Below are 2,408 nucleotides of genomic sequence, written 5' to 3'. Positions count from 1 at the left end.
CCCTTCCCACAATTTTCATGTCGGGGTTGCGGAGTTTTCTTCGTTTCCTGTTTTTATTATGCTATGATACGTATACAAGTATGGAAAAAAGGTGAGAATGAAGTGAAATCTCTAGGGTGGCTTGTGATATTTCTTCTGGTCGGTATGGCTATTTCTGTTGCTATTGGCTTTAGCTTTAGCGTGGAAGAGCCGGTTCGCTACGATGCGGAGCAGGAAGGGCTTGACCAAAAGGTAGTGATTCGATTCAGCCATGTGGTCGCGGAGAATACGCCAAAAGGTCTTGCCGTTGCCAAATTCGCCCAGCTGGTGCGCGAGAAAACGGATGGTATGGTCGAAATCCGTGTGTATCCGAATGCCACACTATTTGACGATGAGAATGAATTTAATGCCCTGCAATCGGGCAAAGTGGAAATGATAGCACCTGCTACTTCCAGGCTTTCTTCCCGGTATCCTGCATGGATGATTATGGATTTGCCGTACGCATTCGAAAACGAAAGAGAAGTAAGCAAAGCGATGGATGGTCGATTGGGGCAATTGTTATTTGAAGCGATTAACGATGAGAACGTTAAAGGGTTAGCGCTGTGGGATAATGGCTTTAAACAGATGACCGCTGGCTGTCCGCTCGTGTCGGTCAACGATTTTCGCGGACTCCATTTTCGAATCATGCCAAGTCCTGTTCTGCATGCGCAGTTTAAAACGCTGGGGGCAAGTCCTGAAAGCTACTCGTTTAATGATTTATACAGACAGCTTGAGGGAGGCAGCGTGCAGGGACAGGAGAATACTTTGTCCAATATTTACAGCAAGCGCCTCTATCAGGTGCAGCGCTATATGACAGTCAGTAATCATGGCTATCTCGGGTATATTGTATTAATCAATAAAACAACATGGGATACGCTTTCCGGTACCCAGCAGAAGGCCATCGAGTCAGCGATGACGGAAACGACCGCCTGGATTCGTCAGTACGCAAAACAAATGAATGATCGTGCGCTGGCAGAAATGAAGGAAAAAAATTCGATTCATATTCATATGCAGACAAATGAGGAAAAGGAAGCATGGAAAAAGCAACTCAATCCTGTCTATTATCAATTTAAAGATGTCATCGGAGAGCCGGTCATTACAGAATGGAAGAAACTTATCGCCACAGAACGGTCTCCCCATTAGAGAATTCGCGGATATGAATAACTGTTATGAAAAAAGTGGTAAAGGGCAGGCATAGTGCGATAAACTTGGAAAAAGGATGCTTTTGCGAGGAGGAATGTTTCATGGCAAAGGAGGTTTCAGCAGGAGGTGTCGTTTACCGGAGGACGAGAGACAACAGAATTGAGATTATGATCATTGAGGATCGGTACTTGAAAACATCTCTGCCCAAGGGGAAGCAGGAAAAAGGGGAGACGATGGAGGAGACAGCGCTCCGGGAGATTTGGGAAGAGACCGGAATTGAGGGCAAGGTTGTCCAGCCACTGGAAACGATTTATTATAACTACTACAATCCAAAAGTTGGGGCGGTAAGAAAAGAAGTTCATTATTTTCTCGTAGAAGCGACAGCCGGAACGCTTGTGCCGCAGATGGAAGAAATTCATACGGTAGCCTGGATGTCACCGGAAGCGGCCTGGGAGAAGCAGAAGAGGAACGGGTACCAGAATAACATCTCAGTCCTGGTAAAGGCATATGAACTGCTGGGAATTGATAACCGAAAGGAGAAAACATCATGACAAATAAGCCACTCGCATCCTACATTGACCACACTCTATTGAAACCGGAGACGACAGCAGAGATGATCGATACATTATGCCAGGAAGCGAAGGATAACGGATTTTTCGCCGTGTGCATTAATCCGTACTGGGTTGGGAGGGCCAAGCGCAATCTGGAAGGCAGCGGCGTAAAAGTGGCGACCGTTATCGGCTTTCCGCTTGGCGCGAATACAACAGAAACAAAGGCGTTTGAAGCGACGAAGGCAATCGAAGACGGTGCGGACGAACTTGATGTGGTGATTAACATTGGCGCGTTGAAATCGGGGGACGACGAAACGGTACTCCACGATATCGCCTCCGTGGTTACGGTAGCCGAAGGTAGGGCGCTTGTGAAAGTCATTATTGAGGCAGGCCTGCTGACGGAAGAAGAAAAAGAGCGGGCCAGCCGTCTAAGTAAAGAGGCGGGCGCGCACTTCGTCAAAACGTCCACCGGCTTCGGACACGGAGGAGCGACCGTAGAAGACGTACGGCTTATACGTAAGACGGTCGGCGAAGAAATGGGCGTGAAAGCGTCCGGAGGGGTACGCACCCGCGAAGATGCTGAAGCTATGATTACGGCCGGCGCTACCCGCATCGGCACCAGCGGCGGTGTCACCCTCATCCAGGGCAGCACGAATACGGAACAGTACTAAGAATTCTACAGAAAACCACCATGGC

3 protein-coding genes are annotated in these 2,408 nt (G+C 48.5%); all 3 read left to right on the top strand.

All coding sequences use genetic code 11. From position 1 onward, the window contains the following. The first annotated feature begins 102 nt into the window (after positions 1-102). The 3 genes from ADA01nite_RS03740 (at position 103) to deoC (ending at position 2,383) form a co-directional block, all read left to right on the top strand. Complete coding sequence (locus tag ADA01nite_RS03740) at positions 103-1,161, top strand: DctP family TRAP transporter solute-binding subunit (protein WP_170230137.1); 1,059 nt, start codon at positions 103-105, stop codon at positions 1,159-1,161. 101 nt (positions 1,162-1,262) lie between these two features. Beyond that, entirely contained in the window at positions 1,263-1,712 is a 450-nt protein-coding gene (locus tag ADA01nite_RS03735) for an NUDIX hydrolase (RefSeq protein WP_146808567.1), read from the top strand. Further along, a complete protein-coding gene (deoC, locus tag ADA01nite_RS03730) occupies positions 1,709-2,383 on the top strand; it encodes a deoxyribose-phosphate aldolase (protein ID WP_146808566.1) in 675 nt (224 codons plus the stop codon). The genes ADA01nite_RS03735 and deoC overlap by 4 nt, the downstream gene beginning before the upstream one ends. Positions 2,384-2,408 lie beyond the last annotated feature (25 nt).

Source organism: Aneurinibacillus danicus (genome assembly GCF_007991215.1).
Taxonomy (GTDB): Bacteria; Bacillota; Bacilli; order Aneurinibacillales; family Aneurinibacillaceae; genus Aneurinibacillus; species Aneurinibacillus danicus.
Note: the sequence above shows the minus strand (reverse complement) of the source record. Positions and strands in the feature narration are given on the sequence as shown.

Excerpts from the sequence above, each read along its gene's own strand:
- ADA01nite_RS03735 (WP_146808567.1), top strand. The coding sequence starts at position 1,263 with ATGGCAAAGGAGGTTTCAGCAGGAGGTGTCGTTTACCGGAGGACGAGA.
- deoC (WP_146808566.1), top strand. The coding sequence starts at position 1,709 with ATGACAAATAAGCCACTCGCATCCTACATTGACCACACTCTATTGAAA.